Source organism: Pigmentiphaga sp. YJ18, assembly GCF_038066655.1.
GTDB lineage: Bacteria > Pseudomonadota > Gammaproteobacteria > Burkholderiales > Burkholderiaceae_B > Pigmentiphaga.
This window is the reverse complement of record NZ_JBBUKU010000002.1, coordinates 122,551-146,257: the sequence shown is the minus strand read 5'-3', so window position 1 is coordinate 146,257 and position 23,707 is coordinate 122,551. Positions and strand designations below refer to the sequence as shown.

Here is a 23,707-nt window from a genome sequence, read left to right as displayed (position 1 = left end):
ATAGCGCGCAGCACCATGGAAAACTGACATGTAAGCTCCGGGTAAAGAAAAGGCAGGAAACCGGCAGCACTCAGGGCTTGCGCGCGGCCACCGGCGTATAGCTTATCGAATCGGCGATCTGCTGGATCGTGCCCAGGGGCGCCTCGCCCAGCACGGTGATCCAATGGTCGCCCAGGCGGCGCCCCACCACGTTGATAGCGCCGCGGACGCCCGGCCCGACCTGCTTGGGATGCGATTCGCTATAGGGTTCGATGAAGACGGAGATCGCCGCCAGGCCATCCGAGAGCATGACCTGCTTGACGTCGGGCTTGCCGCCCATCGACCGCTGGACTTCCATCATCCTGTGGAAACCCACCGGCTCGCCCACCTTCCAGCCGAGATCGGCCAGCTTGACCGGCTTGAGCTGCGTGCGCACGACGCGCCAGCCCTCGGTCTTCCAGCGCGGCTTGAGCTGCTTGCGGTCGACATCCGCCCCCACCTGCAGCGCGATGAACGCGACCTGCTCGACCACCTCGTCCTCGGGCGACAGGGTCTGGGCTCGCAGCAGCAGCCCGGAACTGCTGTCGGCGCACAGCCGGTAGCCATAGCGGTCGTTGTCCCGGGGACGCAGGGTAATGACCTGGCAATCGCGGTCGGCCACGCGCTCGGGCTCGGCCTCGACGCTGACGTCGTAGTGTTCGCCCAGTTGGTCCGGACCGCCTATCATCAGGCCGGGAAAACGGTCGCGGGCGGTGCGCGTCTCGATCAGCACCGCGCGCTTCTGCGGCAGCAGGCACTGGATCTCGTCGTCCTTGCGCAGAAACTCCAACGGCTGGCCGTCGAGCAGTTCCAGCCGCTCGTGCTCGCTCTTGCCGTCGTAGACGTGGGTGATGCGGGAAGACTGCATCGAGGCGCCCTGCTGATACGCGAAGACGCCGGAATAATTGAGTTCCCGGGCCGAGGACTGAATGCGCTGCAACAACCCGGTGCCATCGGCCGGAACCGCGGGGGCCGAGGACTGCGCCTGGGACGCGATCGTCACCAGGCACAACATGGCGAACGCCAGGGAACGCGTGGACCACACCACGGCCGAACGACTAACCTCCGACACGAGACCTTCCTTCAACGTTGCCCTGCGGCGGGTTCGAAAGAGGTGGCCGACACCTGCCGGATGGCGCTCCGGCCAGCGATCTGCCGGTGAGCCTCGAGGTACTCGCCCAGCGAAACGTCGACCACCGGCGCGGCCCGGCGAGCGGCCGGCGCGGCGACCTGGGCGATGGCCGGCGCGGCGGCCGGCTGGGCGCTGGCGGAAAACTCGACCGGCGCACCCTGCCCGCCGAAATAGGGCTGGGCGATCCAGGTGACCGAGGCGACGGCGGCCGCGGCGGCCAGGCCGGGAAAACCATAGCGCGTCATGAAGCGGCGGGAGACCGTCCGTCGGGGGGCCGCGACGATGGGCGCCTCGTGTTCGAGCGCTTCGAGGAAGCGCTGATGGAAGCCGGACGACATGGGCAGCGCCAGTTCGGGCGTGCGCACCACGTCGCCGACCAGATGGTACAGGTCCCAGTCGGCGCGGCCGCCGCCCGTAGCCAGATAGGCGGACACGGCCGCCTTCGCTTCATCGGCCTCGTCGGCGAGTTCGCCGTCCATGTAGGCCGACAGCCATTCCTCTACCCGGGCCCGATTCAACCCGTCCAGTTCGTCCTGCGCAGACGCGGCCGTTTCCTGGCCGAAACCGACGGACTCATTCCGATGCGATGTCACCTGCATTTCCATAACCTCCGGGGCTGCCGATTGCCCGGTTACCTGCCATTTTGCCCAAAATCCATGCCCTGCTCTCCCCCGGCTACCAACGCCTGTCGTCCTGGGTATCCAGCAGAGGCCGCAACCGGGCCGCAATTGCCTCGCGCGCCCGGAAGATCCGGGATCGCACGGTGCCTATGGGACATCCCATCGACTGGGCGATATCCTCATAGCTCATTCCTTCAATCTCGCGCAACACGATAGCCGTTCGCAACTCTTCGGGAAGAGCCTCGATCGCCAAATTGACCGTTTCGGCAATTTCGCGGGTCGCCATCATGGATTCTGGCGTATTGATATCGCTTAGGTTGTCGGTTTCGTCGAAAGTTTCACCGTCCTCGTTCTCATATTCGGACGGCGAGCTGGGACGCCGGCCCGAAGCCACCAGATGGTTCTTGGCGGTGTTGATCGCGATGCGGTAGAGCCAGGTGTAGAACGCGCTTTCCCCGCGAAACTGCGGGAGCGCGCGATAGGCCTTGATGAAGGCCTCCTGGGCGACGTCTTCAATTTCGCTGGGATCGCGGATGAAACGCGACAACAGGCGCAGGATCTTGCGTTGATACTTCAGCATCAACAGCTCGAACGCCTTCTTGTCGCCCCGCTGCACGCGGGCGACCAGCTCGGCGTCGATCTCGCGTTCGCTCGTCATGCCGGGGTTCCCAGGCGGGGATCACGGGCCTGGGGCGCGACCAGCAGGCCCTCGCCCCGCTGCTCGGTCCAGGCGACGGCTATGCGCAGCTGCCGCCACTCCCCGGCATCCAGGCTGTCGGCCCATACGGTAAGCGTCGCCCGCGCGGGCGGCTGGAGCCGTCCCGGCGGCGGCGCGAGATCGCCTTGCAGCGTCAGCCAGCCCAGGGGGGAACGCCAGATGCGATGCGGCCGGAAACGCCGCCAGCCCTGCCGGTCGGCCAACGACCAGTTGCCGCCGGCGTCGACGGCAAGCGCGCGAAACGACAGGCGCGCCCGGCGCTGGCAGCCAATGGCGCCCAGCGCCAGGCCCAGGCCGGCGGCCGGGGCTGCCGCCCAGGCCAGCGGCGAACCGGCCAGCGCGAACCAGGTCCCGGCGGCCGCGGCCCATCCCGCTGCCAGGGCGATGCAATGCCCCAGCAGGCCGGCGCGGCGCGAAGGCCGCAGATGCGCCAGCATGGACAGGCCGGAGGGTGCCGCCCCGAGATCGTTCAAATCAGACCTTGCGCACGATCATCGTGCCGTTGGTACCGCCGAACCCGAAGGAGTTCGACAGCGCGACGTCGATCTTCATCTGCCGCGCCTGGTTGGCGCAGTAGTCGAGATCGCACTCGGGGTCCTGATTGAAGATGTTGATGGTGGGCGGAGCAATCTGGTTGTAGATGGCCAGCGTCGTGAACACCGCTTCGATGCCGCCGGCGGCACCCAGCAGGTGGCCCGTCATGGACTTGGTCGAGCTGACCACGATCTGCTTGGCGTGGTCGCCGAAGGCCAGCTTCAGGGCTTCGGTCTCGTTCTTGTCCCCCAGCGGCGTCGACGTGCCGTGGGCATTGACGTAGTGGACCTCTTCCTTGTTGATCCGGCCGTTGCGCAGCGCGTTGACCATGCCGCGGCAAGGACCTTCGCGATCGGGCGCCGTGATGTGGTGGGCGTCGGAACTCATGCCGTAGCCGGCGAATTCGCCGTAGATGCGCGCGCCGCGCTTCTTGGCGTGTTCGTATTCCTCGAGCACCAGCACGCCCGCGCCCTCGCCCAGCACGAAGCCGTCGCGATCGCGGTCCCAGGGCCGCGAGGCCGTCTTGGGGTCGTCGTTGCGGGTGGACAGCGCGCGCATGGCGGCGAAGCCGCCGATGCCCAGCGGCGACACGGTGGACTCGGCGCCGCCGGCCAGCATGACGTCGGCATCGCCGTATTCGATCAGGCGCGCGGCATCACCGATGCTGTGCAGGCCGGTGGTGCACGCCGATACCACGGCGTAGCTGGGCCCCTTCATGCCGAAGCGGATCGACAGCTGGCCCGAGATCAGGTTGATCAGCGACGCCGGGACGAAATAAGGCGAAATGCGGCGCGCACCGCGCTGCAGGTAATCGGCCTCGGTTTCCTCGATGCGGGGCAGGCCGCCGATACCCGAGCCGACGATGACGCCGACGCGCTCGGCGTTGGCATCGGTGATTTCAAGCCCGCTGTCCTTCAAGGCCTGCACGCCGGCCGCGATGCCGTAATGGATGAAGGTATCCATCTGGCGCACTTCCTTGGCGGGCACGAACTGGCTCGCGTCGAACCCTTTGACTTCACCGGCGATATGGCAGTTGAAATCGGTGGGATCGAAGCGGGTGATGCGGTCTATGCCTGAACGGCCGTTGACGATGTTGTCCCATGCGGAGGCGATGTCATTGCCCACAGGGGAAACGATACCGAGACCGGTGATGACGACGCGTCGCTTCACTGACTACTCCTCAAGTGCGCGGAGAAAAAGCGAATCCGGCAGCTGCCCTCCCGCCGTTGACTCCGGCAAGGTCGCGCATGGCCGCGCCGAACTTAAAAAACGAAGGCGGCCGATGAGCCGCCTGCGTCATCGCACGAAAACGACTTACTTCTTGATGTGCGCGCCAACGTAGTCGATGGCTTGCTGCACGGTCGTGATCTTCTCGGCTTCCTCGTCGGGAATCTCGGTCTCGAACTCGTCTTCGAGCGCCATGACGAGTTCCACCATATCGAGCGAATCGGCACCGAGGTCGTCGACAAAAGAAGATTCGTTCTTGATCTCGGCTTCGTTGACGCCGAGTTGCTCAGCGACGATCTTCTTGACGCGCTGTTCGATGCTATCCATGGAGATCCTCCAAAAGGGTCTATATCTAACTGAATTATAGCCAAGCTCGCTTGTCTAAAGCGGCCCGGCCGGACGAATGCATATCGCGGTTGCAATACGCGGAAATCAATTCATGTACATGCCACCGTTGACGTGCAGGGTGGCGCCGGTTACATATCCGGCCCCCGGCGACGCCAGGAAGGCGACGCTGTGGGCGATGTCTTCGGGACGGCCCAGGCGGCCCAGCGGGATCTGTCCCAGCAGGGCACCGGTCTGCTCGTCCCCCAGGGCACGGGTCATGTCGGTATCGATGAAACCCGGCGCCACGCAGTTGACGGTAATGTTGCGACTGCCCAGTTCCCGCGCCAGGGCGCGGGTCATGCCGGCCACCCCGGCCTTGGCGGCGGCGTAGTTCGCCTGGCCGGCGTTGCCGCTGGCCCCCACCACCGAGGTCACGTTGATGATACGGCCCCATTTGGCCTTCATCATCCCCCGCATGACGGCGCGCGACAGGCGGAACACCGCCGTCAGATTGGTGTCGATCACCGCCGACCAATCCTCGTCCTTCATGCGCATCGCGAGTGTATCCCGGGTGATGCCGGCGTTGTTGACCAAAATGTGCAGACCGCCGTCGGTCTTGCCGATTTCGTCCACCAGCGCGTCGACCGCCGCGGCGTCGTTCACCTGCAACACCACGCCACGGCCCTTGGCCGGGAACCCGCCCAGCGCCTCCGTGATGGTGTCGGCGCCGGCCTGGGTCGTCGCGGTCCCGATCACGGTCGCGCCCCGCGCGGCCAATTCCGCCGCGATCGCCTTGCCTATCCCCCGCGACGCGCCCGTCACCAGCGCGACCTTGCCTTGCAATTCCATGATTTTTCCTTATCTCACCCCGGCGCGCCCCAGCGCCCCGGACTATCCATCCAACCCCGAGTTACCCCCCCGTTCCTGCTTTTGCCAGGACGCGGTGGATCCGGCTCCGCCGGTCCACCCGCATCGCCCCCTGGGGGGCGCGCGAAGCGCGTAGGGGGGAGCCCTAATTGGAGGCTACCGCCGCCAACGCGGCTTCAAGCGATGCCTGGTCCGTCACGGCCAGCGCCGTCAGGTCGGGAGCGATGCGCTTGGCCAGGCCCGTCAGCACCTTGCCCGGCCCGCACTCGACGACATGGGTGATCCCCTGGGACTGCATCAGCTGTATGGTTTCCACCCATCGTACCGGATGCCAGGCCTGGCGGACCAGCGCGTCGGCGATCGCCGCCGGCTGGGTCGGCGCGGCCACGTCCACGTTGTTGAGCACCGGGATATGGGGCGACTGGATGTCGATGGCTTCCAGCGCCTTGGCCAGCGTCTGGGCGGCCGGCTGCATCAGGCTGGAATGGAAAGGCGCCGAAACCGGCAGCGGCAGCGCGCGCTTGGCGCCCGCCTGCTTGGCGGCTTCGCAGGCACGCTCCACGGCGGCCTTGTTGCCGGCGATCACCACCTGCGCCGGTGCGTTGAAGTTCACCGGCTCGACCACCTCGCCCTGGGCCGCGGCGGCGCAGGCGGCACGCACCTGGTCGTCGGTCAGGCCCAGGATGGCCGCCATCCCGCCCTGCCCCACGGGCACCGCGGACTGCATGGCGTCGGCACGGATGCGGACCAGCCGCACGGCATCTTCGAGCGTGAGCGAGCCGGCGGCGACCAGCGCCGCGTACTCACCCAGGCTGTGTCCGGCGACGACCGCCGGAACCGGCCCGCCCGCCGCCTGCCAGGCGGCATAGGCCGCCACGCCGGCGGTCAGCATGACCGGCTGGGTGTAGGTGGTCAGGTTCAGTTGTTCGGCCGGGCCGTTGGCCATCAGGCCGCCCAGGTCCTCGCCCAGGGCGGCGCCGGCACGGGCCACGACGTCGGCCACCGACGCATTGCCCGCGAAGCCGTCGAGCATGCCGACCGACTGCGAACCCTGGCCGGGAAAGACGAATGCGATTTTAGTCATGGGTAAAGCCCCGCTTGTTCTGTTTTCCTACCGGACTCACATGCGCGCCAGCACGGCGCCCCACGTGAATCCGCCGCCCACGCCCTGCAGCATCACCAGATCGCCCCGCTTGACGCGGCCATCGCGGCGGGCGGCGTCCAGGGCCAGCGGCACGCTGGCCGCCGAGGTGTTGGCGTGCAGGTCCACCGTGGACACCACGCGTTCGAGCGGGATGCCGAGGCGCTTGGCGGTGGCGTTGATGATGCGCACGTTGGCCTGGTGGGGAATGAGCCAATCCAGGTCGGACAGCGGCACGCCCGCTTCCTCCATCACTTCCTGCGCCACCCGGTCGAGCACCGTGACGGCCTGCTTGAAGACCGCCTGCCCCTCCATCCGCAGAAAGGGGTCGCCGGTCACCTCGCCATAGGCCACGTTGCCCGCGGCGCACAGGATCTTGGTCTGGCTGCCATCGGCATGCAGCTTGGCGGCCATCACGCCCGGCTCGGGCGAGGCCTCGAGCACCACGGCGCCGGCGCCGTCGCCGAACAGCACGCAGGTCGACCGGTCGTTCCAGTCCAGGATGCGCGAGAAGACCTCGGTGCCGATGACCAGGGCCTTGCGGGCCCGGCCGGCGCGCACGAAGCTGTCGGCGGTGGTCAGCGCGTAGATGAAGCCCGTGCACACGGCCTGGACGTCGAAGGCCGCGGCGCGCGAGGCGCCGAGCCTGGCCTGGATCAGGCAGGCCGTGCTGGGAAAGACGAAATCGGGCGTCGAGGTCGCGACGATGATGAGATCGAGCTCGGCGGCGTCGATCCCGGCATCCTGCAGCGCGCGTCGCGCGGCCTCGGTACCGAGGTCGCTGGAGGTGACGCCGCGCTCGGCGATGTGGCGCTGGCGGATGCCGGTACGCTCGACGATCCAGGCATCGGACGTCTCGACGCCGCGCTGGGCCAGTTCGGCCGCCAGCTCGTCATTGCTGACCACGCGCTCGGGCAGGCAACTGCCCGAACCGACGATTCTCGACCATGCCGCGGGAGCCGGGCTGCTGGACGGATGCGCCGTTGTTGCACTCATGCAATATCTCCGTGCGAGGACGGCTCGAGGCCGGCCTCATGCTCGATCCCGCCGGCCGGCACGCTCGTGATCTGCGCAATGGTTTGCGCAGTCCGGCCGAGCAAGCCGCTTTCGACCGCGTCGTAGGCGTCCTGCAGGGCCCATTCGAACGCGTAGGTATCGGCGGAACCATGGCTCTTGATGACGACGCCGCGCAATCCCAGCAGCGCCGCTCCGTTGTAGCGGCGCGGGTCCACGCGCTGGCGGAAGCGGTTCAGCACCGGCGTGGCGATGGCGCCCATCAACAGCGTGAACAGGTTTCTCTTGAACTCTTCCTTGATGAAGACACCCAGCATCTTGGCCAGGCCCTCGGAAGACTTGAGCACGATGTTACCAACAAAGCCATCGCAGACGACCACGTCCACGGTGCCCTTGAAAATGTCGTTGCCCTCGACGTTGCCGTGGAAGTTCAGCGCGCTGCCGCGCAGCAGCTCGGCGGCCTGCTTGACCACGTCGTTGCCCTTGATCGCTTCCTCGCCGATGTTGAGCAGGCCCACGGTGGGCCGCTCGCGATGGCCGACGCTGGAAACCAGCGCCGAACCCATGATGGCGAACTGCAGCAGGTGCTCGGCCGTGCAATCGACGTTGGCGCCCAGGTCCAGGATGACGGTCATGCCGCCCGACTGGTTGGGAATGGCCTTGGCGATCGCGGGACGGTCGATGCCGTCCAGCGTCTTGAGCACATAGCGGGAAATGGCCATCCATGCACCGGTGTTCCCCGCCGAGACGCAGGCGTCGGCCTGGCCGTCGCGCACGAGTTCGGCGGCGATGCGCATGGAGGAGTCTTTCTTGCGGCGCAGCGCGACCTCGACCTTGTCGTCCATGGTGACGACTTCGGTGGCGGGCACGATGCGCAGCCGCTCCCGCTGGGCGGGCGCGGCCTTGGCCTGAGCCAGGCGGGCTTCGATCTGGTCGGCCAGGCCGACGAGCAGCAGCTCGACGCCGGGATGACGGTCGGAGAACGCCAGGGCAGCAGGAATCGTCACGGGCAGGCCGAAATCGCCTCCCATGCAATCGATCGCGATACGGATCATAGCCATGGACGCAGAAACGCCTGTCCGCGCGCCTCAGGACTGCCCGGCTCTCTACAGACACATGCTGTATCGGTCATCGGCAAACCTGGTTCGGCGGGACAGACAAGACCGGAAAATGCATTCCGCAAGTGCCCAGGGGAAGAACGCCGACCTGTAGGCCTCGCGGCGTCCGCATTCCACCCCTGAGTAAACGACCCCAGTGCAAGGGACTGCCCGGGGCCGTTCGGTATCACTCGTCGTTCTTGGTCTTGAGGACTTTGCGACCGCGGTAGATGCCGTTGGGGCTGATGTGGTGACGCAGGTGCGTCTCGCCCGTGGTCGGTTCGACGGCGACCGGGGGATTGGTCAGGAAATCGTGGGCGCGGTGCATACCACGCTTGGAGGGCGACTTTTTGTTTTGCTGAACGGCCATGTGACTGGACTCCTAGGAACGGCGCGCATTGTAAGCCAGATGCCTACGCGTGACCGCCGCGAGTTCTAAAACCTGCTTTCTCGAATGATGACGGCGGTCTGCGCAGGCTTGCCCGAAACGCCGTCCAAAAACCCAAACTGCCGCGAAAACGCTTACAACGCTCGCTTACTTATCCGCATCGCGCCGGACCGGGGAATCAAAGGCCCCTTGTCCGGCCCGCTGCGACTATACACAAAATATGTCGCTTATTTGCCGACATCGCCCGCCGAGCCCTTCAGCCCGGCCAGCACCGCGAACGGCGACGGCTTTTTCTCGGGTTCATCGCCCGAGGGCCCGCCCCCGCCATCGGGACAGATGTCGTGCCGGGGAACGTACGGCACGCTCAGGATCAACTCGTCCTCGACCTGCTCGAACAGATCGAACCGGCGCGACCCCAATACTTTCTCGAAATCCTGCTCCGCGTCGAGCTCTTCCAGGTCGGACTCATCGAACGTATTCGGATCGTCGAGCTCGGCCTCGGTTTCGACCAGCTGCAACGCGACCTCGGATTCGATGGGCATCGCCAGCGGCCCCAGGCAACGCTGGCACTGCACGGTCAGGACCGTTTCGACCGCGAGCCGGATCAGGGGTTCGCCCAGCGGACCGCGATCGGCCTGGGCCGACCAGCGCACCACCGCCGAAGGATCCTGCCCGGGCAAGCCGTCCAGCAAGCGGACGAAACGCGCGAGCGGCGCGCTGCCTTCGAGCGATCGCCCGAGCCTGACGAACTCGAACGCATCGATGTGGCGCACCGCGCCGGATTCGCTGGAGTCTTTCACGACCTGCCGCCTTGCATGTTTTTCCACCGCACTTTCTTCTGCCTGCTTTCCGAAACGTCCACGCAGTCCCGCCATGCAGTCCGTGAAGACACCCGGAAAGGAAAAGAAGCTCGGGAAAACGTTGGATAATAGCGTGAAAACCCGAAAAGAGTCAAACAAGTCAAACACTTATCCCACCATGGCAAGCCCTGAAACCACGGCGCGGTCCCTGATCCTCGCCTCGACCTCCCCCTACCGCCGCGAACTGCTCGAACGCCTGCGGCTTCCCTTCTCCGTGGCCGCGCCCGGCGTGGACGAAACACCGGCCCCGGGCGAAGCGCCCCGGGACCTCGCCCTGCGCCTGGCCCTGGCCAAGGCCCGCGCCGTGAGCCAGGCCCACCCCGGCGCGCTGGTGATCGGTTCGGACCAGGTCGCGACGGTGGACGGCGCCCCCATCGGCAAGCCCGGCGGCTTCGAGCAGGCGCTCGCGCAACTGCAGGCCATGCGCGGCCGCACGGTGGCCTTCCACACCGCCGTGGCGGTGGACGACGGCCGGCACCCCGCCAGCGCCGTCGTGACCACGCGGTGCATGCTGCGTGAACTGTCCGACCGGGCGCTGCGCGCCTACCTGCACGCCGAGCGCCCCTACGACACGGCCGGCAGCGCCAAGGCCGAGGCCCTGGGCATCGCACTGATGGAGCGGATAGAAAGCGACGACCCCACCGCCCTGATCGGCCTGCCGCTGATCGCCCTGACCCGGCTGCTGGCCGGCTTCGGCATGGACCCGCTGGACGCGCTCGAGGAGCCCCGCGCATGAAATCCTCCGGCATCCTGCACCTGGTCCCCGTCTCGCTCGGCGACACCCCGCCCGAGCGCTGGCTGCCCGCCGAGGCCCGCGCCCTGGCCGGCCGGCTGGACACCTACATCGCCGAGAACGCCAAGACCGCGCGCGCCTTCCTGAAGGCCATCGGCACCGTGCGGCCGATCCAGGAAATCATCATTCACACCCTGGATGCCCGCACCGACGACCGCGACATCGCGGCCTGGCTCAAGCCCATCGCGGCGGGCGGCGAGATCGGCCTGGTTTCCGAGGCCGGCTGCCCGGCCGTGGCGGACCCCGGCGCGCGCGTGGCCCGCGCCGCGCACGCCCTTGGCATACGCGTGCAGCCCTGGGTGGGCCCCTCCTCCATCCTGCTCGGACTCATGGCCAGCGGCCTCGACGGCCAGCGCTTCGCCTTCCACGGCTACGCACCGGTCGATGCAGGCGAGCGCGCACGCCAACTGCGGGAATGGGAGCAGGCCTCGGCGCGGCACAACCAGACCCAGCTCCTGATCGAAACACCCTATCGCAACGGCGCCATGTTCGCGACGATGCTGGCCACCCTGCGGCCCGCCACCCTGCTGTGCGTCGCCCGCGCGCTCACGACCGAGCGCGAATGGGTGCGCACACAAAGCATCGCGGACTGGAAGCGCCAGCCGCCGCCCGAGCTGGACAAGCAGCCCACGCTGTTCCTGTTCCTGGCCAAGGCTTAGCGCCGGCAACACATGCGATAAACGGATAACCAAGCGCGAAACAAATCGTTGGGCGGCCAGCCGTCCGTCTCTAGCATTCCTGGACATGCATGACCGGCATGCGGGCGAAGGCGTTCCTTTCTCCGCTGCGGTCCCCCGCACTCCGGCCCATGGCCGGTTCCAGGAGAGACGAACATGGCGGTACGCGATTTGCACCCCCTGTCCGGCACCGAAGCCTCGGTCCGGCACGATGCCGATGTGCTGATCATAGGAGGCGGCCCGGCGGGCACGTGGGCCGCCGTCGGCGCGGCCGCGAGCGGCGCGCGCGTGGTGCTCGCCGACAAGGGATACTGCGGCACCTCGGGCGCGACCGCGCCGTCCGGCACGGGCGTCTGGCATGTCCCGCGCGACGCCGCCGCGCGCGAGAAGGCCAAGGCCAGCCGCCTGGAGATGGGCGGCTTCCTGGCCGAGCACGCCTGGATGGACCGCGTGCTCGAACAGACGTGGAACAACATCGAGACGCTGACGGAATGGGGCTATCCCTTCCCCCAGGACGAACACGGCCAGTTGCGGCAGACCTCGCTACAGGGCCCGGACTACATGCGCCTGATGCGCAAGGCGGCCAAGCAGGCGGGCGCGCGCATTCTCGACCACAGCCCGGTACTGGAACTGCTGGTGGACGAACACGGCGCGGTCTGCGGCGCTGTCGGCATCAACCGCCAGACGGGCGCGACGTGGGTGGCCCGCGCGGGCGCCGTGGTGCTGGCCACGGGCGGCTGCGCCTTCCTGAGCCGCGCGCTGGGCTGCAACGTCCTGACCGGCGACGGCTACCTGCTCGGTGCCGAGGCCGGCGCCGAACTCTCGGGCATGGAGTTCTCCAACGCCTACGGGCTGGGTCCGGCCTTCGCATCGGTCACCAAGTCCCTGTTCTACAACTGGGCGACGTTCTATGACCGCGACGGCCGGCGCATCGAAGGAGCGGGTTCGTCGCGCGGGCGCGGCGTCATCGCCAGGACGCTGGCGACGCAGCCCGTCTATGCCTGCCTGGACCGCGCCGACGGCGCCATTCGCGCCTGGATGCGCACCGCGCAGCCCAACTTCTTCGTCCCCTTCGACCGGCAGGGCATCGACCCCTTCACCCAGCACTTCCCGGTCACGCTGCGCCTGGAAGGCACGGTGCGCGGCACCGGCGGCCTGCACGTGGTCGGCGACGACTGCGCCACGACAGTCGCCGGCCTGTATGCCGCGGGCGACGCCGCCACGCGCGAGCTGATCTGCGGGGCCTTCACCGGCGGCGGCAGCCACAACGCCGCCTGGGCCATGTCCTCGGGTTTCTGGGCCGGCGCGGGCGCCGCCCGGTTCGCCCGCGAGGCGCGAGCCTTCGGCCACCGCAACGTCCACCGCGCCGGCGTCGCCGGGCTGGACGGCGATCCGTCCGCTTCCTGGGACGCGGACGCGGTCATCCGCGCGGTGCAGGCCGAGGTGTTTCCCACCGAACGCAACTGGACGCGCAGCGGACCGCTGCTGGAGGACTCGCTGGGGCGGCTGGATGCGCTGTGGGCCCGCGTGCGCCGCGGCCGGCCGGCGGGCACGGGCACGCAGTGGGTGCGCGCCCGCGAGGCGGCGGCCATGCTGGCGACCTCGCGCTGGATGTATCGCAGCGCCCTGCAACGCACCGAGACGCGCGGCATGCACCGGCGCGCCGAGCACGCGGCCGTCGATCCCGCCCAGCACCACCGGCTGGTCAGCGGCGGACTGGACGACGTCTGGGTGCGGGCGCAGCCTGTCTCGACGCCCGCGACGCCGGGCGCCTACGCGGGCAAGGTGGCGGCATGATCGAGATCGTCAGCGCCGAACGCTGCACCGCCTGCAACATCTGCGTGCACGCCTGCCCCACCAATGTCTTCGACCTCGTTCCCGGCGGCCCGCCGCGCATCGCCCGGCAGTCCGATTGCCAGACCTGCTTCATGTGCGAACTGTACTGCCCGGTGGACGCCCTGTACGTGGCGGCGCCGGCCGACGCCGCGCAGGCGGTCGAGGAAACCGCGGCGCGGCCCCTGATGGGCAGCTACCGCGCCGCGATCGGCTGGGGCGCCGGGCGCACGGCAACAGCGCAGCGGGACAGCAGTTTCGAGCTCCTGAGCCGAGCCCATTGAATAGCCCTGGCAACGGCAAGAGCATCGTTTTTTAAAAGGATAGGAATATGCGGTTCATACGTTATGCGGCGGCGGTCGTGGTGTCGGGGTTGGTAGCGGCGGGCGCGCAGGCGCAGGGCTGGCCGGAGCAGGTGCGGTTCGGCGGTTTCGGGCAGGGGTTCGGCAAGCCCTATGGGCTGGCGGTGCTGGCGATCGCGCAGGGCAAGGGGTTCATCGCCGATGAATTCCAGGGCACGCCGGTCAAGCTGAGCTTCGAGTACTTCACCGGCACGGGGCCGGCCATCAACGAGGCCATCGCCAACAGGCGGCTGGATTTCGCCCAGTACGGGTCGCTGCCCAACATCGTCGGCCGCGCCAACGGGCTGCCCACGCGCATCGTGACCTCGTACGGCTACACCACCATCTTCGGCGTGGCCCGGCCCGACCTGCCCGTCAAGTCGTTCAAGGACCTCAAGGGCAGGCGGGTGGCCGTCGCCAAGGGCACGGTGCTGCACTGGGCCTTCCTGAAGGCGCTGGAAGGAAACGGCCTGACCCTCAAGGACGTGACGCTGCTCGACCTTGCCACCGCCGACCAGCTGGCGGCGCTCACGGCGGGCAGCGTGGATGCGGTGATCGGTTCGAGCGTGCTGCTGTCGCTGCGCGACAAGGGCCTGGCCAAGGTCTTCTACAGCTCGCACGACATCGGTCCCAAGGCGGCCGGTTTCGGCGCCATCACGGTGACGGAATCATTCGAGCAGCGCTATCCCGAGGCCACGCAGCGCGTGGTGCGCGGGCTGGTGCGCGCGGCGGAGTGGCTGGGACATGAGGAAAACCGCGAGGAAGCCCTGCGCATCTGGACCCGCTCCGGCGTGCCCTACCCGGCGCTGCGCGACGAGTACGCGGGGGTGGCGCTCAAGGACGTCTTCAATCCGCGCATCGACACGTTCTTCGTCTCCCAGTACCGCGACGCCGTCGCCTTCAGCCAGGAACAGAAACTGATCCGCTCGGGCATAGATCTCCAGCAATGGTTCCTGCCCAGGTACGTCGACCAGGCGCTGGACCAGCTCGGCCTGCAGGGGAACTGGCCGCGGCGCGACGCCAACGGCAAGCCGCTGGAAGGCTGACGGGAGCGATTGCCATGACCTCCCATACCGACGCCCGCCTGGACGCGCTCGCCGTCCCCGCCTCCCCGGCCCGGCCCCGTGCGCCACGGGCGTGGCGCGCAGCGCTGCTGCCGCTCTTGCTGCCGGCCCTGGCCCTGTGCGCCTGGCAACTGGCCGCCTCCCAGGGCTGGATGGCGCCGCAGATCCTGCCGGCGCCGGAACGGGTATGGACCAGCTTCGTGGAACTGCTGGGGAACGGCGACATCGCCGCGAACTTCGCCGTCAGCCTGCACCGCATCGGCCTGGGCTTCCTGCTGGGCGCCGCGCTGGGCCTGGCCACCGGCATCGCGCTGGGGGTCTCGGACACCGTGCGCGACTATCTCGACCCGCTGCTGCGCGCGCTGTTCGCCATTCCTTCCATCGGCTGGATACCCATCCTGATCCTGGTCTTCGGCATCGCCGAAACGCTGAAGATCCTGATCATCGCCAAGGCGGTCTTCGTGCCCATCGTCATCCATACCGCCCAGGGCATACGCGACATCCCCAAGGCCCACCTCGAAACCGCGCGGGTGCTGCGCCTGCGGCCCTGGACCCGCTTTATCCGGGTGATCGCGCCCGCCAGCCTGGGTCCGGTCTTCAGCGGCGTGCGGCTGGGCCTGGGCCACGCGTTCATCGCCCTGATCGTGGTCGAGATGCTGGCCGCCACCGAGGGCATCGGCTACATGATGGTGTGGGGCCGCAAGCAGTTCCAGACCGACCTCGTGATCGTCGGCATGATCGTGGTGGGCCTGGCGGGTTTCGCGCTGGATCGCGCGCTGCTGGCCGTCGAGCAGGCCCTGAACCGCAAGGTGCCCTCCCATGGCTGACACGGCCTGGCCAGGGCCGCTGGCCGCCCTCTCACGCCTTGCGCCCCGCGTGCGGCGCGGCGCCGCCCTGCCCGCCGCCCTGGTGCTGCTGTGGCTGGCCGTCGTCGATACCAGCCTCGTGCGCACCCCGCTGCTGGTGCCGCTGCACCAAGTCCTGTCGTCGCCATTCGTGGATCCGGACGGGCGGCAGATCTGGGCGGCGCTGGCCGCCAGCCTGACGCGGGCCACGGCGGGCATCGCGCTGGGCGCCTGCGCCGGCGTCGCGCTGGGCGTGGCCCTGGGATTGTCGCGCCCGCTCCAGCGCGCAATCGCCCCCACGCTGCACGGCCTGCGCCAGGTCGCCCTGTTCGCCTGGATTCCGCTACTGACCGCCTGGTTCGGCACGGACGAGGTCGCCAAGGTGGTCTTCATCTCGCTGTCGGCCTTTTTCCCCGCCTTCCTGAACACCGAGCAAGGCGTGCGGGCCATCGCCCCCGCCTACTGGGAAACCGCGGCGGTGCTCAGGCTGCGGCCGTGGCGGCGGGTGACGAAGATGGTCCTGCCGGCCGCGCTGCCTGCCATCCTGATCGGCCTGGAAATCGCCTTGCTGACGGCCTGGATAGGCACCGTGGGCGCCGAATACGCGATCGGCGTCGGACGCGGCCTGGGCTCGTTCCTGGTAGCGGCGCGGGAGTTGTTCCGCATGGACCTGGTGCTGGCCGGCGTCGTCGCGCTGGCCCTGGTGGGCTATGCCTGCAACCGGGCCTCGCGCCATGTCTTTTCACGCATCATCACCTGGCGGGACCGCTGAATGACGACCTCCTCCCCTTCCCTTGCCCAACCCGCTTCGTACGCGCTGTCCCTGCGCCGGGTGGGCAAGCAGTACACCGTGGACGACCAGCCGCTGCCGGTTCTGGAGCGGATCAACCTGGACCTGCGGCACGGCGAATTCCTGAGCATCGTGGGCGCGTCCGGTTGCGGCAAGTCGACGCTGCTGCGCCTGGTGGCCGGCCTGGACGCGGCCTTCGACGGCGAGATCCTGATCGACGGCCGGCCCATCGCCGGGCCCGGCATCGAGCGCGGCATGGTGTTCCAGGACCATCGCCTCTTTCCCTGGCTGACCATCGCCGGCAATGTCGCGCTGGGACTGGACAGCCTCGATCTCGCTGCGCGCGAGCGCGACCGCCGCGTGGCGGCGATGCTGGAACTGGTGGGGCTGTCCGCCTTTGCCAAGGCCTATCCGCACCAGCTTTCGGGCGGCATGGCCCAGCGCGCCGCGATCGCCCGCGCGTTGGTCTCGGAACCGGAAATACTGCTGATGGACGAACCCTTCGGCGCCCTGGATTCGCTGACGCGGGTCCATCTGCAGGAGGAATTGCTGCGCATCTGGTCGCAGCGGCGGGTGACGGTGATCGTGGTGACCCACGACGTGGAGGAAGCCGTCTACCTGAGCGACACCATCGCGGTCATGGCGCCACGCCCCGGCCGCGTCGTCGCCGCGACCCGGGTCGACCTGCCGCGCCCTCGCGACCGCGCCGACCCACGCTTCGGCGAAATCCGGCGCGCCATCCTGGGACAACTGCGGCGCTAAGGGCGCCGCGCCTGGCGCCCCGGAATCGCGGAGCGGCCCTTTACTTCCAATGCCAGACGCCGCCGGCCCCGCCCAGGCCGGTCTTGGCCAGTCCGGCGCCGAAGGACACGCCCACGCGCTTGGCGACCCGCTCGGCGAAGTTCTCGCGCACCGTGTAGTCCACCACGGTGTCGGCCTGGATGACGTCGCGCGCCACGCTGTCCACCGTGCCCAGTTCGTCGGTCAGGCCCAGTTCGACGCTCTTGGTGCCGGTCCAGATCAGCCCGGTGAACATGTCCGGCGTTTCATGCAGCCGCTCGCCGCGCCCTTCCCGCACCGCGCCGACGAACTGCTGGAAGATTTCCTGCACCAGCGCCTGCGCATGGGCCTGCTGCCCGGGATTGGCGGGCGAGAACGGATCCAGCAGCGCCTTGTTCTCTCCGGACACGACCAGGCGCCGTTCGACGCCCACCTTGTCCATCAGGCCGGTGAAGCCGAAGCCTTCCATGATGACGCCGATGGAGCCGACCACGCTGGCCTTGTTGACATAGATCTTGTCGGCCGCGGCGGCGACGTAGTAGCCGCCGGAGGCGCAGATTTCCTCGACCACCGCGTACACCGGCTTATCGGGATTCTGGGCGCGCAGGCGGCGGATCTCGTCGAAGATCATGCCGGCCTGGACCGGGCTGCCGCCCGGGCTGTTGATGCGCAGGACCACGCCCTTGGCGTTGTTGTCGTCGAAGGCGGCCTGCAGGGCGGCGTTGATCTTGTCGGCGCTGGCCTCGCCCTGGGCATCGATGACGCCGTCCAGTTCGATCAGCGCGGTATGCGGATCGGGCGTGCTCGACCCCGATCCGCGGAACAGCACGCCGGTGGCGGTCAGTACCAGCAGGATCACGATGGCCAGCATCAGCAGCCGGAAGAAGATGGTCCAGCGCCGCCGCGCGCGCTGCTCCTTGAGCGACGCGAAAACCAGCTTCTCCAGCACATCGCGCTCCCATTCCCCCGGAGCGCGGGACGAAGCATCGGGCGGGGAGGAATAGGCATCCTGGGACATGAAGACAACTCGCTATGAAAGGTCGAAGATCGAGGTAAGCAATCGCTAGGATAGGGCAAGTGGCGGCGCGGCGACAGCGGACGCGGGGGCCGGGCCCTAGGCTGCCCGGGCCGCGATGCGGCCGTGCAGCCAGTCGCCCAGCTCGGCAATGCTGCCGGCCAGCGTCTGCGGCGCGCACCCTGCCAGTTCGTCCACGGCGTGCGCCCCGTAGGTCACGCCCACGCCATGGATTCCGGCATTGCGGGCCATCTGCAGATCGTGCGAGGTATCGCCGACCATCACGGCCGAGGCCGGATCCGCGCCCAGTTCGCGCATGATCTCGAACAACATGGCCGGGTTGGGCTTGGAGAAGGTCTCGTCGGCACAGCGGGTGGTGTCGAAATACCGGCGGATGCCGGTGGCGTCCAGGGCCCGCTCCAGGCCGACGCGACTCTTGCCCGTAGCCACCGCCAGCCGCGCGCCGCGCTCGGCCAGGCGCGCCAGCATCTGCTCGGCGCCGGCGAAAAGGCGCAATTGCGGATCGCGGGTCAGGTAATGGAAGCGGTAGCGCGCGACGAAGGCCTGGACCTGGTCCTGCGCCAGCGTGGGAACGGCGGCCATCAGCGCGTCCTGCAGGCTCAGGCCGATGACCCAGGCGGCCGCTTCGTCGGGCGGCACCGGCAACCCGAGGTCGCGGCAGGCGGATTGGATGGCGGCGATGATGGTCGGCGTCGAATCCATCAGGGTACCGTCCCAGTCGAACACGACCAGCGAATAGCCCGGGAGGGGTGAAGTCATGGATGTTCCAGTTGCTGTAGGAATTTGACGCAATCTTCGGGCAGATGGGCTTCCAGCGCCAGCGACTCGCCGGTCAGCGGATGCGGAATGGCCAGGGTATGGGCGTGCAGGAACATCCTGCGGAACCCGCGCCCGGCCGCCGCGGCGTTGGCGTGGTCGTCGCCGTACTTGTCGTCGCCCACGATGGGAAACCCGCAACTGGTCACGTGCACCCGGATCTGGTGGGTACGCCCGGTCTTGAGTTCGGCGTCCAGCAGGGAATACAAACCGTAGCGCCGCTTGAGGGTGAAGATGGTGTGGGCCGGCTGGCCGTCGGGATCGACCTTCACGCGGCGCTCGCCCGACTGGGTGGACCATTTGGTAAGCGGTTTGCGCACGTGCTGGCGGTCGTTGACCCAGTCGCCCGCGACCAGGACCAGGTAATGCTTGTTCCAGAGCCCGTTGCGCAGCGATTCGTGCAGGCCGACCAGGGCGCTGCGCTTCTTGGCCACCAGCAGCAGCCCCGACGTGTCACGGTCGAGCCGGTGCACCAGCTCCAGGAAGCGCGCCTCGGGCCGCGCCCGCCGCAACTGCTCGATGACGCCGAAATCCACGCCGCTGCCGCCGTGCACCGCCACGCCCGCCGGCTTGTCGATCGCCAGCAGCGCGTCGTCCTCGAACACGACGGGAAATTCGCTGGGGGGCACGAAGCGCACCGGCGCCTCGGGCAGCCGGAACGGCGGCACCCGCACCAGGTCGCCGGTGGCGATCCGGTGGTCCACCGGCACCCGCCCCCGGTTGACCCGGACCTGGCCGCCCCGGATGGCCTTGTACAGGTGGCTCTTGGGCACGCCCTTGCACAGCCGCAGCAGGAAATTGTCCAGCCGCTGGCCGTCGTGCGCCTCGTCCACTTCGACCAGGCGCACGGCGGGAGCCGCCGCAGGTTCGGGGTTCCGGGCGGGGCGGCCCTGGCCGGGCGTGGATTTCGCTTTGCGCAACAATGGTAGCGACATATAATCCTGAAGCCTGATCGAATCAGGCGGGTTGGAGCACAGGGGTGACGTACACGTTGTGTCCCTGAACCGCGCTTCCGGCGTCGAGACGCGCTTTTATGCGGCGTTTCCGCCAGATGTGCGCGAGACCTTTCCAAATCCAGGCCGCGTTCCCTATCGGGCTGCCGCCTGCCGCTGAATGTTTCGCGGCAAGCCGTGCAGCCTTTGCAGCACGCCGCCGGGTCAGGACAGGTCGCAAAGTGTGCCGGAATTGTACCCGTCCCGCCCGCCGGATTCTTCCGGGCCGTCATGGTCGCCCGCTCGTCGCGCCGCAATGGCTTCGAACCCGAAGCCCAACCGCGCGACGACGGATATGCGCCCGCGGACGCAAGTACAAAGAAACCGTCGTCGTATACGCAAAGGCTCGCCCAAGAGGCGAGTCTGTCTGGCTCGCAAATACCGTGAATACCACTGCTTTCGATACCGCAACCGTCCATCTCCCCCACCGCGAACCGCGGTCAGTGGGCGATGGCCGCGGCATCCACGGTGCCTGCGCTCTCTCCCGACCTTGCGCATTCCCACCCGGCCGGTCATCGTGACCTGAGTCCGTGGGTGCGGCTTTTCGCGCACCGGTTTCCTCCACTCGCTCCGCGCACCCCGCATCTTCCGGACGGCCCGAGGCTGCGCGCCGGTTTTTCGGCGCGACACGACCACGGAGAACTTCATACATGAAGCGCATGCTGTTCAACGCAACGCACCAGGAAGAACTGCGCGTTGCCATCGTCGATGGGCAGAAGCTCATCGACCTCGACATCGAAACCGCCGGCCGCGAACAACGCAAAGGCAACATCTACAAGGGCGTCGTCACCCGCGTCGAACCCAGCCTGGAAGCCTGCTTCGTCAACTATGGCGAGGAACGCCACGGCTTCCTTCCCTTCAAGGAAATCGCCCGCACCTACTTCAAGGAAGGCGTGGACGTCCGCAGCGCCCGCATCCAGGACGTGCTGCGCGAAGGCCAGGAACTCATCGTCCAGGTCGAGAAGGAAGAGCGCGGCAACAAGGGCGCGGCCCTGACCACGTTCATCTCGCTGGCCGGCCGCTACCTGGTGCTGATGCCCAACAATCCCCGCGGCGGCGGCGTATCGCGCCGCGTCGAGGGCGAAGACCGCCAGGAACTGCGTGAAACCATGGAGCAGCTCCAGGTTCCGCAGGGCATGAGCATCATCGCCCGCACCGCCGGCATCGGCCGCAACGTCGAAGAACTGCAGTGGGACCTGTCCTACCTGATGCAGCTCTGGACCGCGATCGACGGCGCCGCCCGCGAGAACGCCGGCCCCATCCTGATCTACCTGGAATCGAGCCTGGTCATCCGGGCCATCCGCGATTATTTCTCGCCCGACATCGGCGAGATCCTGATCGATACCGACGACATCGCCGACCAGGCCTGCGCCTTCATGAGCGTGGTCATGCCGGACAACGTCCAGCGGGTGAAACGCTACCGCGACGACGTGCCCCTGTTCTCGCGCTTCCAGATCGAACACCAGATCGAGACCGCCTACGCCCGCACGGTGCCCCTGCCCTCGGGCGGCGCGGTGGTGATCGACCACACCGAGGCCCTGGTCGCGGTGGACGTCAACTCGGCGCGCGCCACCAAGGGCAGCGACATCGAGGAAACCGCGCTGCGCACCAACCTGGAAGCGGCCGACGAAGTGGCCCGCCAGCTGCGTTTGCGCGACCTGGGCGGCCTGATCGTCATCGACTTCATCGACATGGAAGACGGCAAGAACCAGCGCGCCGTCGAGCAGCGCCTGCGCGAAGCCCTCCATTTCGACCGCGCCCGCGTGCAGATGGGCAAGATCTCCCGCTTCGGCCTGATGGAGCTGTCGCGCCAGCGGCTGCGCCCGGCGCTGAACGAGGGCTCGCACATCACCTGCCCGCGCTGCAACGGCACCGGCGTCATCCGCGACACCGAATCCAGCGCGCTGCAGGTGCTGCGCCTGATCCAGGAAGAATCCATGAAGGAAAACACCGCCGCCGTGCACGCACAGGTGCCGGTGGAAGTGGCCACCTTCCTGCTGAACGAAAAGCGCACCGACATCGCCAAGATGGAAGCGCGCTCCAAGGTCAACGTCATCCTCATCCCCAACAAGCACCTCGAGACGCCCCACCATCGCATCGAGCGCCTGCGGCACGACGACCCCAGGCTGGAAAGCGCCAAGGCGAGCTTCGAGCTGGCCGAGGCACCCGAGACCAATCTCGCCTATTCCGCGCAGGAACACGAGGTCAAGGCCCGTCCCGAGGCCATCGTCAAGGGCATCACCCCCGCCCAGCCGGCGCCCGTCTCGTCCACGCCCTCGCCCAGCGCCAAGGCCCAACCCGCCGCGGCACCGGCCACTGGCGGCTTCCCGGCGCTGGTGTCGCGCCTGTTCGCCTGGCTCAAGGGCAGTCCCGCCCAGCCGGCCGAGCCGGCCGCCCGCCCGCGCAAGGACGAATCGCGCGAGGAACGTGACGCCCATCGCAACCGCCGCCGCACGCCCCAGGGCGGCGGCAACCGCGGCCGCCGCGACAACCGCGAAGCGCGCCCCGACGACCGCGATCGCCAGGAAGGCGAGGAAGGCCGCAAGGAAGCCCGTGATTCGCGCGGCCAGCGCCGCGACGGACGCCGGGACGACCGCGCCCGCGCGCCCAGGCAGGAAGAGCAGCAGCGCCCCGTCGCCGCCGCGCCTGCCGCCGACGATGCCGAGCAGCAGTCGGGCGAGGCCCGCAACCGCAACCGCCGCGGCCGCCGCGGGGGACGCCGCGAGGACCTGCCGGCCGATGAGGCCGCCGGCTCGACCGTGGCCGCGGCCGCCGTCGTGGCTGGCGAGACGCTCGCACCCGTCGTCGCTGCGCCCGAAGCTCCTGTCGTGCCGCAGGTACCGGTGGCCGCCGAGCCGCAAGACATCCAGGACGAAGAGCAATTCGCATCCGCCGATGGCGCCGATAGCGCCGATGGCGAACCGGAACGCAAGCGCCGCCGCCGTCGCGGCCGCCGTGGCCGCCGCCAAGGCGAAGCCGGCGCCGCCCTGGGCGAAGATGGCTTGTCGGATGACGAATCGGCCGATGACGAGGATGGCGCGCCGGTGTCCGCCCCGGTCGAGCCGCTGGCCGTCGTGTCCGAGCCCATCCTGATCACCGCCGAGGCCCGGCCCATCGACACGCCCGCTCCCGTGGTGGCGGAAGTCGTGCACGCGCCGGCCGAACCGGTCCAGGAAGCCCAGCCGTCCTCGGAAGCGCCTTCCCAGGCCGAGGAACCCGCCCCCGTGGCGATCCCGCAGCCGGCCGAGGAACCCGCGCCCGCGGCGGCCGCCGAGGCCCCTGTCCAGCAGGCCGCCACGATCCCGGTCGAGCCGGTCCTGCCGGTCGAGGCCGTAAGCACGCCCGCGCCCCAAGCCGAAGCCCCCGCCGCGCAGCCCGAACCGGTTGCCGTGGAAGCCCAGGCCGAAGCGCCCGCGCCCGTGACCGAAACCCCGGTCCCGCAACCGGCCTCCATCCTGGATGCGCCGGCCCAGATCGTGGTGCCGCAGGCCGCCGCGTCGCACGACGAACTCGTGCGCGTGGTCGAGCAGGCCGGCATGCAGTGGGTGGAAACGGACAGCGCCAAGCTGGCCGCCTCCCGCCAGGCCGCGCCGGCCGCCGCGCCGATCCGCCTGGGGCGCGAGCCGCGCGTCCACGCGCAGGCGACGTCCGAGGCGCTGGTCCAGGTCGAAACTCGTCCCGACCTGCATCACTGATCACGCAGCCGGGCCGTCACGATGCCGCACGTTCGCGTGCGGCATTTTTTTTGCCTCGAACCCAGGCCTCGGGCCAAGGAACGCAATACCCGCGGCAGTGCC

General features: G+C 68.5%; 24 protein-coding genes. 9 read left to right on the top strand and 15 right to left on the bottom strand.

What is annotated here, in order from left to right; genetic code table 11:
• Nucleotides 1–70: 70 nt before the first annotated feature.
• The 12 genes from WKR98_RS14520 to WKR98_RS14465 all read right to left on the bottom strand — a co-directional run bounded on the left by WKR98_RS14520 (nucleotide 71) and on the right by WKR98_RS14465 (nucleotide 9,883).
• Entirely contained in the window at nucleotides 71–1,090 is a 1,020-nt protein-coding gene (locus tag WKR98_RS14520) for a MucB/RseB C-terminal domain-containing protein (protein ID WP_238160012.1), read from the bottom strand.
• An 11-nt stretch (nucleotides 1,091–1,101) separates the two neighbouring features.
• Nucleotides 1,102–1,743, bottom strand: a complete 642-nt coding sequence (locus tag WKR98_RS14515; protein WP_341433931.1) for a sigma-E factor negative regulatory protein — start codon at nucleotides 1,741–1,743, stop codon at nucleotides 1,102–1,104.
• An 82-nt stretch (nucleotides 1,744–1,825) separates the two neighbouring features.
• Nucleotides 1,826–2,428, bottom strand: a complete 603-nt coding sequence (gene rpoE, locus WKR98_RS14510) for an RNA polymerase sigma factor RpoE (RefSeq protein ID WP_124689886.1) — start codon at nucleotides 2,426–2,428, stop codon at nucleotides 1,826–1,828.
• Nucleotides 2,425–2,961, bottom strand: coding sequence for a hypothetical protein (locus WKR98_RS14505; protein ID WP_124689887.1), 537 nt, complete (start codon nucleotides 2,959–2,961; stop codon nucleotides 2,425–2,427). Before WKR98_RS14505 ends, rpoE begins: the two co-directional genes overlap by 4 nt.
• 1 nt (nucleotide 2,962) lies before the next feature.
• The gene (gene fabF, locus WKR98_RS14500) at nucleotides 2,963–4,192 is read right to left on the bottom strand and encodes a beta-ketoacyl-ACP synthase II (protein WP_124689888.1); all 1,230 of its coding nucleotides are present in this window, start codon (nucleotides 4,190–4,192) and stop codon (nucleotides 2,963–2,965) included.
• Between the two features lie 144 nt (nucleotides 4,193–4,336).
• On the bottom strand, nucleotides 4,337–4,576 hold the full coding sequence (gene acpP / locus WKR98_RS14495) for an acyl carrier protein (RefSeq protein ID WP_087779058.1): 240 nt from the start codon (nucleotides 4,574–4,576) through the stop codon (nucleotides 4,337–4,339).
• A gap of 105 nt (nucleotides 4,577–4,681) precedes the next feature.
• Complete coding sequence (gene fabG, locus WKR98_RS14490) at nucleotides 4,682–5,425, bottom strand: 3-oxoacyl-ACP reductase FabG (protein ID WP_341433930.1); 744 nt, start codon at nucleotides 5,423–5,425, stop codon at nucleotides 4,682–4,684.
• Nucleotides 5,426–5,588: 163 nt separating this feature from the next.
• Nucleotides 5,589–6,527, bottom strand: coding sequence for an ACP S-malonyltransferase (gene fabD, locus WKR98_RS14485; RefSeq protein ID WP_124689890.1), 939 nt, complete (start codon nucleotides 6,525–6,527; stop codon nucleotides 5,589–5,591).
• A gap of 36 nt (nucleotides 6,528–6,563) precedes the next feature.
• On the bottom strand, nucleotides 6,564–7,580 hold the full coding sequence (locus WKR98_RS14480; protein WP_124689891.1) for a beta-ketoacyl-ACP synthase III: 1,017 nt from the start codon (nucleotides 7,578–7,580) through the stop codon (nucleotides 6,564–6,566).
• A complete protein-coding gene (gene plsX, locus WKR98_RS14475; RefSeq protein WP_124692384.1) occupies nucleotides 7,577–8,653 on the bottom strand; it encodes a phosphate acyltransferase PlsX in 1,077 nt (358 codons plus the stop codon). Before plsX ends, WKR98_RS14480 begins: the two co-directional genes overlap by 4 nt.
• A 229-nt stretch (nucleotides 8,654–8,882) precedes the next feature.
• A complete protein-coding gene (gene rpmF / locus WKR98_RS14470) occupies nucleotides 8,883–9,065 on the bottom strand; it encodes a 50S ribosomal protein L32 (RefSeq protein WP_087840528.1) in 183 nt (60 codons plus the stop codon).
• Between the two features lie 245 nt (nucleotides 9,066–9,310).
• Nucleotides 9,311–9,883, bottom strand: a complete 573-nt coding sequence (locus WKR98_RS14465; protein WP_238160013.1) for a YceD family protein — start codon at nucleotides 9,881–9,883, stop codon at nucleotides 9,311–9,313.
• 178 nt (nucleotides 9,884–10,061) lie between these two features.
• On the opposite strand from WKR98_RS14465, the gene WKR98_RS14460 reads away from it, so the two are divergent.
• The 8 genes from WKR98_RS14460 (at nucleotide 10,062) to WKR98_RS14425 (ending at nucleotide 17,048) form a co-directional block, all read left to right on the top strand.
• Nucleotides 10,062–10,679 (top strand): Maf family nucleotide pyrophosphatase, encoded by a 618-nt coding sequence (locus WKR98_RS14460; RefSeq protein WP_124689893.1) that lies wholly within the window; start codon nucleotides 10,062–10,064, stop codon nucleotides 10,677–10,679.
• Nucleotides 10,676–11,395, top strand: coding sequence for an SAM-dependent methyltransferase (locus WKR98_RS14455; protein WP_341433929.1), 720 nt, complete (start codon nucleotides 10,676–10,678; stop codon nucleotides 11,393–11,395). The genes WKR98_RS14460 and WKR98_RS14455 overlap by 4 nt, the downstream gene beginning before the upstream one ends.
• Before the next feature lie 174 nt (nucleotides 11,396–11,569).
• Nucleotides 11,570–13,210 (top strand): FAD-binding protein, encoded by a 1,641-nt coding sequence (locus tag WKR98_RS14450; protein ID WP_341433928.1) that lies wholly within the window; start codon nucleotides 11,570–11,572, stop codon nucleotides 13,208–13,210.
• Nucleotides 13,207–13,530, top strand: a complete 324-nt coding sequence (locus WKR98_RS14445; RefSeq protein ID WP_124689896.1) for a 4Fe-4S dicluster domain-containing protein — start codon at nucleotides 13,207–13,209, stop codon at nucleotides 13,528–13,530. The genes WKR98_RS14450 and WKR98_RS14445 overlap by 4 nt, the downstream gene beginning before the upstream one ends.
• Nucleotides 13,531–13,577: 47 nt before the next feature.
• On the top strand, nucleotides 13,578–14,633 hold the full coding sequence (locus WKR98_RS14440; protein WP_341433927.1) for an ABC transporter substrate-binding protein: 1,056 nt from the start codon (nucleotides 13,578–13,580) through the stop codon (nucleotides 14,631–14,633).
• 14 nt (nucleotides 14,634–14,647) lie between these two features.
• Entirely contained in the window at nucleotides 14,648–15,478 is an 831-nt protein-coding gene (locus WKR98_RS14435; protein ID WP_341433926.1) for an ABC transporter permease, read from the top strand.
• On the top strand, nucleotides 15,471–16,268 hold the full coding sequence (locus WKR98_RS14430; RefSeq protein WP_341433925.1) for an ABC transporter permease: 798 nt from the start codon (nucleotides 15,471–15,473) through the stop codon (nucleotides 16,266–16,268). The genes WKR98_RS14435 and WKR98_RS14430 overlap by 8 nt, the downstream gene beginning before the upstream one ends.
• Nucleotides 16,269–17,048: an ABC transporter ATP-binding protein gene (locus WKR98_RS14425; protein ID WP_341433924.1), complete on the top strand. Its 780-nt coding sequence runs from the start codon at nucleotides 16,269–16,271 to the stop codon at nucleotides 17,046–17,048. It abuts the gene before it with no gap.
• Nucleotides 17,049–17,088: 40 nt separating this feature from the next.
• Here the strand turns inward: WKR98_RS14425 and sppA are convergent, their stop codons facing one another.
• The 3 genes from sppA to WKR98_RS14410 form a co-directional block, all read right to left on the bottom strand.
• On the bottom strand, nucleotides 17,089–18,084 hold the full coding sequence (sppA, locus tag WKR98_RS14420; RefSeq protein ID WP_124689901.1) for a signal peptide peptidase SppA: 996 nt from the start codon (nucleotides 18,082–18,084) through the stop codon (nucleotides 17,089–17,091).
• 96 nt (nucleotides 18,085–18,180) lie between these two features.
• Entirely contained in the window at nucleotides 18,181–18,861 is a 681-nt protein-coding gene (locus WKR98_RS14415) for an HAD-IA family hydrolase (RefSeq protein ID WP_124689902.1), read from the bottom strand.
• Nucleotides 18,858–19,853, bottom strand: coding sequence for an RluA family pseudouridine synthase (locus tag WKR98_RS14410; protein WP_341433923.1), 996 nt, complete (start codon nucleotides 19,851–19,853; stop codon nucleotides 18,858–18,860). The genes WKR98_RS14415 and WKR98_RS14410 overlap by 4 nt, the downstream gene beginning before the upstream one ends.
• Nucleotides 19,854–20,560: 707 nt before the next feature.
• Between WKR98_RS14410 and WKR98_RS14405 the strand changes: the two genes are divergently transcribed.
• Entirely contained in the window at nucleotides 20,561–23,605 is a 3,045-nt protein-coding gene (locus tag WKR98_RS14405) for an Rne/Rng family ribonuclease (RefSeq protein ID WP_341433922.1), read from the top strand.
• Nucleotides 23,606–23,707 lie beyond the last annotated feature (102 nt).

Bases quoted from the DNA above. Each gene is read 5' to 3' on its own strand.
- rpoE (WP_124689886.1), bottom strand. From the start codon at position 2,428: ATGACGAGCGAACGCGAGATCGACGCCGAGCTGGTCGCCCGCGTGCAG.
- acpP (WP_087779058.1), bottom strand. From the start codon at position 4,576: ATGGATAGCATCGAACAGCGCGTCAAGAAGATCGTCGCTGAGCAACTC.
- fabG (WP_341433930.1), bottom strand. From the start codon at position 5,425: ATGGAATTGCAAGGCAAGGTCGCGCTGGTGACGGGCGCGTCGCGGGGG.
- fabD (WP_124689890.1), bottom strand. From the start codon at position 6,527: ATGACTAAAATCGCATTCGTCTTTCCCGGCCAGGGTTCGCAGTCGGTC.
- WKR98_RS14480 (WP_124689891.1), bottom strand. From the start codon at position 7,580: ATGAGTGCAACAACGGCGCATCCGTCCAGCAGCCCGGCTCCCGCGGCA.
- plsX (WP_124692384.1), bottom strand. From the start codon at position 8,653: ATGATCCGTATCGCGATCGATTGCATGGGAGGCGATTTCGGCCTGCCC.
- rpmF (WP_087840528.1), bottom strand. From the start codon at position 9,065: ATGGCCGTTCAGCAAAACAAAAAGTCGCCCTCCAAGCGTGGTATGCAC.
- WKR98_RS14460 (WP_124689893.1), top strand. From the start codon at position 10,062: ATGGCAAGCCCTGAAACCACGGCGCGGTCCCTGATCCTCGCCTCGACC.
- WKR98_RS14455 (WP_341433929.1), top strand. From the start codon at position 10,676: ATGAAATCCTCCGGCATCCTGCACCTGGTCCCCGTCTCGCTCGGCGAC.
- WKR98_RS14450 (WP_341433928.1), top strand. From the start codon at position 11,570: ATGGCGGTACGCGATTTGCACCCCCTGTCCGGCACCGAAGCCTCGGTC.
- WKR98_RS14445 (WP_124689896.1), top strand. From the start codon at position 13,207: ATGATCGAGATCGTCAGCGCCGAACGCTGCACCGCCTGCAACATCTGC.
- WKR98_RS14440 (WP_341433927.1), top strand. From the start codon at position 13,578: ATGCGGTTCATACGTTATGCGGCGGCGGTCGTGGTGTCGGGGTTGGTA.
- WKR98_RS14435 (WP_341433926.1), top strand. From the start codon at position 14,648: ATGACCTCCCATACCGACGCCCGCCTGGACGCGCTCGCCGTCCCCGCC.
- WKR98_RS14430 (WP_341433925.1), top strand. From the start codon at position 15,471: ATGGCTGACACGGCCTGGCCAGGGCCGCTGGCCGCCCTCTCACGCCTT.
- WKR98_RS14425 (WP_341433924.1), top strand. From the start codon at position 16,269: ATGACGACCTCCTCCCCTTCCCTTGCCCAACCCGCTTCGTACGCGCTG.
- sppA (WP_124689901.1), bottom strand. From the start codon at position 18,084: ATGTCCCAGGATGCCTATTCCTCCCCGCCCGATGCTTCGTCCCGCGCT.
- WKR98_RS14415 (WP_124689902.1), bottom strand. From the start codon at position 18,861: ATGACTTCACCCCTCCCGGGCTATTCGCTGGTCGTGTTCGACTGGGAC.
- WKR98_RS14410 (WP_341433923.1), bottom strand. From the start codon at position 19,853: ATGTCGCTACCATTGTTGCGCAAAGCGAAATCCACGCCCGGCCAGGGC.
- WKR98_RS14405 (WP_341433922.1), top strand. From the start codon at position 20,561: ATGAAGCGCATGCTGTTCAACGCAACGCACCAGGAAGAACTGCGCGTT.